Here is a 6,735-nt window from a genome sequence, read left to right as displayed (position 1 = left end):
GGTGCTGGCCCGCAGGCGCAGGTTGGGGCTGGCAAACCAGATGCGCTCCTCCGACTCGGTCATCTCGTACTCGGTGTAGAGGGTGAGGGCGCCGTCCGATCCCATGACGTAGGTGCCGGCCACCGGCACTTTCTCGGCATAGCCCTGATCCCGCAACAGTTGCCCCCGCATGGGGTTGTCGGGATCGGGAATGGGAACCAGCACCACATCGCCTTTGTACTCTTCGTTGTCCCACTCCTGCTCCCCATTCCACTGCACTCGCGCCGCCCCCACGGCCCGCCGTGGATCCACCTTGAACAGCTCACAAACCTGGATAACTGCCGGATCGGCGGGCGAAAGGGTAGCAATTTGCATCCGCGATCTCCCCCCCTCAGAGCGGCGAAAGGCCAAGTGATGGCTGGTACGCTGACACATCCACTCGCCAGCGCTGAGGGCAAAAAACTCCATTACGGTCATCATGGCCGACGCGGATCCTCCTCGATAACAACCGAAATTTGCCGATTCTAACTTGCGCTGTAGCCGTAGATTGGCTCTTGCCGGCTCTGCTGTTCGCGCCAAAACTGCTCGGCAAAAGCCACCGTCGGGTGGAGGGGGGCGCGGGGTTTGCTGCGCAGAACCATGCCCGCCTCTTCGGGCGTGCGGTTGCCCTTGCGCTGGTTGCAGCGCTCGCAGGCAGTCACCACATTGTCCCAAGTGTGGGATCCCCCGCGAGAAAGAGGCACGACATGATCCAGGGTTAGGTTGTGGGTGCTGCCACAGTACTGACAGGTGTGGTGATCCCGCCGCAGAACCTCCCGCCGGTTAACAGGGGGCACTCGCCAGGCCCGCTCTTTGCCCTTGATGGTCAGGCGGATGTGCTCGGGCACCTCGATCACCTGGCTGGGGGAGCGCACTTTCCATACCGGCACATTCATCATCGCCAGCGGCTCTGCCTTGCCCGTCAGCAGCAGCACAATCGCCCGCCTAATGTTGACCCGGCTAATGGGCAAGTAGTTTTGGGAGAAGACAACGATCGACTGTTCCAGGACGTGGGTAGCAGCAGTCATGACTTAGCTCTTCCATTTGCCGCCATTGTCCTGAGAAATCCGGCGAATGACAAGGTTTTCCCGCAGTGGGCACCATCCAGGCGGATCCCCACCGTTCAACATTCCAGAGTTTCTGACGATCGGGAGCCGGACAGATGGGCTAGTATCCGGGTGATGGTCGGATCCCGTGCCTCCCATGACCTACCCGCTGCATATCGCCTTGGTTTGGCACCAACACCAGCCCCTCTACAAAAGTCCGATAGCGGGTAAATATCGCATGCCTTGGGTGCGCCTACACGGGATCAAAGACTACCTCGACTTGGTTCTGCTGCTGGAGCGCTATCCTCGCCTGCACCAAACGGTCAACCTGGTGCCCTCTCTGATTGTGCAAATCGAAGACTACGTGGCCGGCTCCGCCTTCGATCCCTATTTGGAGCTGACTTTATCTCCTGTCGAAAAGCTGACCCCGGAGCAGCGGCGCTTCATTGTCGAGCGTTTCTTCGACAGCCATTACCCCACCATGATTGAGCCCTATCCCCGCTACCGCCAGCTCTACGAACAGCGGGAATCGCAGGGGATCAACTGGTGCCTACAGTACTGGACACCGCAAGACTTCAGCGACCTGCTGGCCTGGCACAACCTCTCCTGGTTCGATCCCCTCTTCCACGAGGATCCCGAGATCGAGGGCTGGATCAAGATGGGATCCGGCTTTACCCTGGCGGATCGGCAGCGGATCTATGCCAAGCAGCAGCAGATCCTGGCCGCCATCTTGCCCCAGCACGCCAAGCTGCAAGAGAGCGGCCAACTGGAGCTGACCACCAGCCCCTACACCCATCCCATCTTGCCCCTGCTGGTGAGCGAGCGCTCGGCGCGGGTGGCTCGGCCCGGCTTGCCCCTGCCCCGCTACCCCTTCCACTGGGAGCAGGATGTCCACAGCCAACTGGAGCGGGCCAAGCAGATCTACCGGGAGCGCTTTGGCCGCGAGCCGCGGGGTCTGTGGCCTTCGGAGCAATCCGTGAGCCCGGCCATTGTCCCCATCGTGCAAAAGCAGGGTTTTGAGTGGATCATCTCCGACGAGGGCGTGCTGGGCTGGAGCCTGGGCCAACCCTTTCATCGCGACGGGCAGGGCCATATCCTCGAGCCGGAAAAGCTCTATCGGCCCTACCGTCTGGAGAGCGAGGCAGGGGATCTGGCCATTGTCTTTCGGGATCACCGCCTCTCCGATTTGATCGGCTTCAGCTACAGCGCCATGCCCGCCGATGCTGCCGCCAAGGATCTCATCGGCCACCTGGAGAGCATCCGCAACCGCCTGCCCCAGGAACAGCCCTGGCTGGTCACCATCGCCCTAGATGGGGAAAATTGCTGGGAGTACTACCCCCAAGATGGCCGGCCCTTCCTGGAGAACCTCTATGCCCGCCTCAGCCAGCACCCGGCGCTGCGCTTGGTGACGGTTTCGGAGTTTTTGGACCAGTTTCCCCCTACGGAGTTTCTGCCAGCCGAACAACTGCACAGCGGCTCCTGGATTGAAGCTGACTTTACCACTTGGATCGGGGATCCCGTCAAAAACCGCGCCTGGGAGCTCCTGGCCCAAGCCCGCCAGGTCATTCAGGATCACCCTCACGCCAATCCCGAAGCCTGGGAAGCCCTCTGGGCCGCCGAGGGATCCGACTGGTTCTGGTGGTTTGGGGCGGGCCATTCCTCGGCCCACGATGCCGTTTTCGACCAGTTGTTTCGGGAACATCTGCAGGCCCTCTACACCGCTTTGGGAGAGGCCGTGCCGGCAGTGCTGCAGTTCCCTCTCGAGGATCACGATGGGCTGGGGGATCGCCTGCCGCAAGGATTTATCCACCCGGCCATCAACGGCCGCCCCGCCGAACGGGAGTGGAGCCAAGCCGGGCGGGTGGAGATCGGCGCCGCCCGCGGCACCATGCACCGCAACAGCGTCGTCCGCCGCCTCTGGTACGGGTTCGATCACTTCAACCTCTACCTGCGGCTGGATTTTAACTCGGTGGTGCAGCGGCCCAAGCAACTGCAGGTGCTGTGGTTTTACCCCAACTGCGTCACCGTCAACAGCCCCATTCCCCTCCAAGGGTTGCCGGCAGAAGCCCCCCTCAACTACCACTACCGCCACCTGTTGAAGCTATCGCTGCCGCCCCCCGGCACCGGCCAGCATCCCGCCCCTGTCGAGGCTCAGCTCTTGCAGGCAGGGGAGTACCACACCTGGCACGCCATCAGCCACCAAGTGAAAGCGGTGGTGGATGCCTGTTTGGAGGTGGCTATTCCTTGGAGCAATCTGGGCGCCCAGCCGGGACAAGAGCTGCAGTTCGTCATCGTGGCCGCCGATGGCGAGACCTTCCAGGAAGGGATCCCGCCCAAGGCCACCATCGCCCTGCGCAGGCCTTGAGCGGCTGGCCGTTGATCCTTAGAATCTCTGGTTATGCAGCGCGACCTCTACCCGCCCATCGAGCCTTACGATCACGGCTTTCTCCCCGTCTCTTCCCTGCACACCCTCTACTACGAGCAGTGCGGCAACCCAGACGGGAAGCCGGTGGTGTTTTTGCACGGAGGGCCCGGCGGCGGCATCGATCCCCTTTACCGGCAGTACTTCGAGCCCAGCCGCTGGCGGGTGGTGCTGTTCGATCAACGCGGCTGCGGCAAGAGCCGCCCCTACGCCGAGCTGCGGGAGAACACCACCTGGGATCTGGTGGCCGATATCGAAAAGCTGCGCCGGCACCTGGGCATTGAGCGCTGGTGGGTGTTCGGGGGCAGTTGGGGCAGCGCCCTCGCCTTGGCCTATGGGCAAACCCACCCCCAATCCTGCCTGGGGTTTATCTTGCGGGGCATTTTTCTGCTGCGCTCGTTTGAGATCCGCTGGTTCTACCAGTCGGGGGCCAGCTACCTGTTCCCCGATGCTTGGGAACATTACCTGGATCCCATCCCCCCCAACGAGCGGGATGACCTGCTGGCAGCCTACCACCGCCGCCTCAACGACCCCGATCCCCAGGTGCGCCTGAGGGCGGCCCGCGCCTGGGCCATCTGGGAGGCCAGCACCAGCAAGTTGATCCCCAGCCCTGAGCTCATCGAGCGCTTTGGCCGGGAAGAGTTTGCCGAGGCCTTTGCCCGCATCGAGTGCCATTACTTCGTCCACGGCGGCTTTCTGGATCCTGAAGATCAGCTCCTCAGGGGGGTGGAGCGCCTGCGCCATCTGCCGGCTGTCATTGTCCAGGGGCGCTACGATGTGGTCTGCCCCCCCATTTCCGCCTGGGAACTGCACCAGGCCTGGCCAGAGGCGGAGTTTCATCTCATTCCCGATGCCGGCCATTCCATCACCGAGCCCGGGATCCGCACCGCCCTGCTGCAGGCCACCGATCGCTGCGTTGGTCTGTGAGCCGCTGAGATAGGCCGGGTTGAGGATCCCAAGAGCTTGAAGAATTGCTACAGAAATGCCGGCAAAACCTTGGGATCTAGCCCCAAAGCACGGCCAAGCCTATCGACAGTTGGCGATTTTGGGTTTATCACTGAGGGAAGGGCGGTGCAAGCTGCCCGGTTGATGGCTTCCGCTGTCTCTCTCGGGCTGGTCGATCCATCCCAATGCTTTTGCGGATCTCAACTTGTTATTCTTCGCCGTTTCCAGGCTCAAACTATGCAGAAACCGAACACTCTGTTCAAGCTTGCCCTCGCCCTGCCCGCCTCCCTCCTGCTGGCAGATGCTGTTGTGGCCTACCCCTGTGACTCGGTTGGGGGTGAAGCTTACAACTTCTACAGCCCCACGGTTCAGGTTGACAGTTTCGGGGCTCAGGTGTCGCCTGCTGTCGTAGGCAACGGTTTCATCGGGGTTGCCATCGAAACGGTGGATGGACAGCCGGCTCAAGGCGCTATCAGCCGTCGCCTGTTCGGCCCTGCGCCTCGAGTTCAAGGGGTGCAGGTGGTTGGCCTGCTCCAGGATGGCCCGGCTCAACGAGCGGGTCTGGCCCAGGGGGATATTTTGATTGGGGTGGACGGGCAGCGGGTCACCTCGGTGCAACATGTGCAGCAAATTATCCAAAACACCCCCGTGGGCCAGCGGGTACCCATTACCTTCCGGCGCGGCGGACAAGTGCTATCGACGGTGGTTGTGGTCGGCGATGGCCGTGTGTTGCGCCCCTTGATGCTGCAGCAGCAGTGAGTGTTGCCAGGGATCCCTTGCTGAGCTCTCTGTGACTGCTGCACTAGGGACAGAGTGGGCAGTTTGGGCGGTTTGCGGCCTCAATGGGCTGCTGTTTTTAGCCTTGCTTGCCCTGATTCCTGTCCTCTTGAACCTGCGGTCGGCGCTCTGGGTTACGGAGCGGGCTATGGCTGATTGGCGGGAAGCCGCTGAGCGGGCTTTGGCTCCCACGCCCGCTGAGTTGCTGCGCCTGCGGGATCGGCTGCGGGAGACTCGCCATACCCTCGACCGCTGGCAGCGCCGTCTGCAGTTTTGGCAAGGGATCCGCAGGGTAGCTGTTTGGCTGGGGCGCAGGCTGTGAGGGGCATGGATACCCATCCCATCCGGCTGCAGGTGATGGCCAATGCGCTGGCGGGGATCGCCGAGGAGATGGGGGCGCGCCTCATCCGCGGTTCTTACTCGGCCAACATCAAGGAACGGCGGGATTGCTCGACAGCCCTGTTCGACGCCCAAGGGGCCTGTATTGCCCAGGCGGCCCACATTCCAGTTCACCTGGGAGCTCTCTCGGAGGCGGTGCGGGCGGTGGTGGCAGCCGGCCCGCGGCCCGGCGATGTGTTCGTCCTCAACGATCCCTACCAGGGGGGATCCCATCTGCCGGATATCACGGTGGTTACGGCCATCCCCGGCCTGCGGGATCCAGAACAGGTCTGTGCCTATGCGGTGAACCGCGCCCACCATGCCGATATTGGGGGGATGCGCCCCGGCTCCATGCCCGCCGACTCTACGGAAATCTGGCAGGAGGGGCTGGTGATCCCGCCGCTACGGCTGGCCCAGATGACCTCGACAGGGGAGCTGCGCTGGCAGGAGGATCTGCTGCGCCTGATCCTGGCCAATGTGCGCAACCCTGAGCAGCGGAGGGGAGATTTGCAGGCCCAGGTGGGGGCCAGCGCCGTGGGGGTGAGCCGGTTTGGCGAGCTGCTGGCCCGGTTCGGGGAAGAGGAGGCCTGGCAGTTGATTGCCGGGGTGATCGCCTACAGCCGACGGCGGATGCAGGCCCAGATCCGCGCTCTGCCCGATGGGATCTACACCGCCTGCGACTACCTGGAGGGCTACGGGGATCCGCCTGAGCCCATTGAGATCCGGGTGCAGGTAGAGGTCAAGGGGGAGAGGCTGCGGGTGGACTTCGCCGGCACAGCCCCGGCCACCGCGGGGAACCTGAACGCGCCTCTGGCCGTGACCCGCTCGGCGGTGCTCTTTGCCCTGCGCTGCCTGTTGGATCCCACTGCCCCCAGCAATGTCGGCCTGGAGGATCCCATCGAGATTGTGGCCCCGCCCGGCTGCCTGGTCAATGCCCAATTTCCGGCGGCGGTGGTGGCCGGCAACGTGGAAACCTCGCAGCGCATTGCCGATGTGGTGTTCAAAGCCCTGGCCCCGGTGGCCGGATCCCGTGCCATCGCCCAGGGGCAGGGCACCATGAACAACTGCGTGCTGGGCAACCGCCACTTCACCTACTACGAAACCCTGGGGGGCGGCCAGGGGGCCAGCCAGCAGCGACCAGGCCTGGAT

At 63.3% G+C, this 6,735-nt stretch carries 7 protein-coding genes; 5 read left to right on the top strand and 2 right to left on the bottom strand.

Translation table 11 applies throughout. The features are described from left to right. Both NW809_RS09700 and NW809_RS09695 read right to left on the bottom strand, forming a co-directional pair. On the bottom strand, nucleotides 1-459 hold a 459-nt coding region (locus tag NW809_RS09700), incomplete at its 3' end, for a phycobiliprotein lyase (RefSeq protein ID WP_414402025.1). Nucleotides 460-503: 44 nt separating this feature from the next. Next, nucleotides 504-1,046 (bottom strand): HNH endonuclease, encoded by a 543-nt coding sequence (locus tag NW809_RS09695; RefSeq protein ID WP_011431578.1) that lies wholly within the window; start codon nucleotides 1,044-1,046, stop codon nucleotides 504-506. Nucleotides 1,047-1,221: 175 nt separating this feature from the next. On the opposite strand from NW809_RS09695, the gene NW809_RS09690 reads away from it, so the two are divergent. The 5 genes from NW809_RS09690 to NW809_RS09670 all read left to right on the top strand — a co-directional run. After that, entirely contained in the window at nucleotides 1,222-3,429 is a 2,208-nt protein-coding gene (locus tag NW809_RS09690) for a glycoside hydrolase (protein ID WP_099812693.1), read from the top strand. Nucleotides 3,430-3,462: 33 nt separating this feature from the next. After that, on the top strand, nucleotides 3,463-4,413 hold the full coding sequence (pip, locus tag NW809_RS09685) for a prolyl aminopeptidase (protein ID WP_011431576.1): 951 nt from the start codon (nucleotides 3,463-3,465) through the stop codon (nucleotides 4,411-4,413). Between the two features lie 255 nt (nucleotides 4,414-4,668). After that, nucleotides 4,669-5,190, top strand: coding sequence for a PDZ domain-containing protein (locus tag NW809_RS09680; RefSeq protein WP_414388904.1), 522 nt, complete (start codon nucleotides 4,669-4,671; stop codon nucleotides 5,188-5,190). Nucleotides 5,191-5,221: 31 nt separating this feature from the next. Continuing rightward, entirely contained in the window at nucleotides 5,222-5,530 is a 309-nt protein-coding gene (locus tag NW809_RS09675; protein ID WP_414402024.1) for a hypothetical protein, read from the top strand. 5 nt (nucleotides 5,531-5,535) lie between these two features. Then, nucleotides 5,536-6,735 (top strand): hydantoinase B/oxoprolinase family protein (locus NW809_RS09670; RefSeq protein ID WP_414402023.1); only part of this gene is annotated, 1,200 nt, incomplete at its 3' end.

It is taken from the genome of Synechococcus sp. WC101 (assembly GCF_047461555.1).
Lineage (GTDB): Bacteria > Cyanobacteriota > Cyanobacteriia > Thermostichales > Thermostichaceae > Thermostichus.
Note: the sequence above shows the minus strand (reverse complement) of the source record. Positions and strands in the feature narration are given on the sequence as shown.

Excerpts from the sequence above, each read along its gene's own strand:
- NW809_RS09695 (WP_011431578.1), bottom strand. The coding sequence starts at position 1,046 with ATGACTGCTGCTACCCACGTCCTGGAACAGTCGATCGTTGTCTTCTCC.
- pip (WP_011431576.1), top strand. The coding sequence starts at position 3,463 with ATGCAGCGCGACCTCTACCCGCCCATCGAGCCTTACGATCACGGCTTT.
- NW809_RS09680 (WP_414388904.1), top strand. The coding sequence starts at position 4,669 with ATGCAGAAACCGAACACTCTGTTCAAGCTTGCCCTCGCCCTGCCCGCC.
- NW809_RS09690 (WP_099812693.1), top strand. The coding sequence starts at position 1,222 with ATGACCTACCCGCTGCATATCGCCTTGGTTTGGCACCAACACCAGCCC.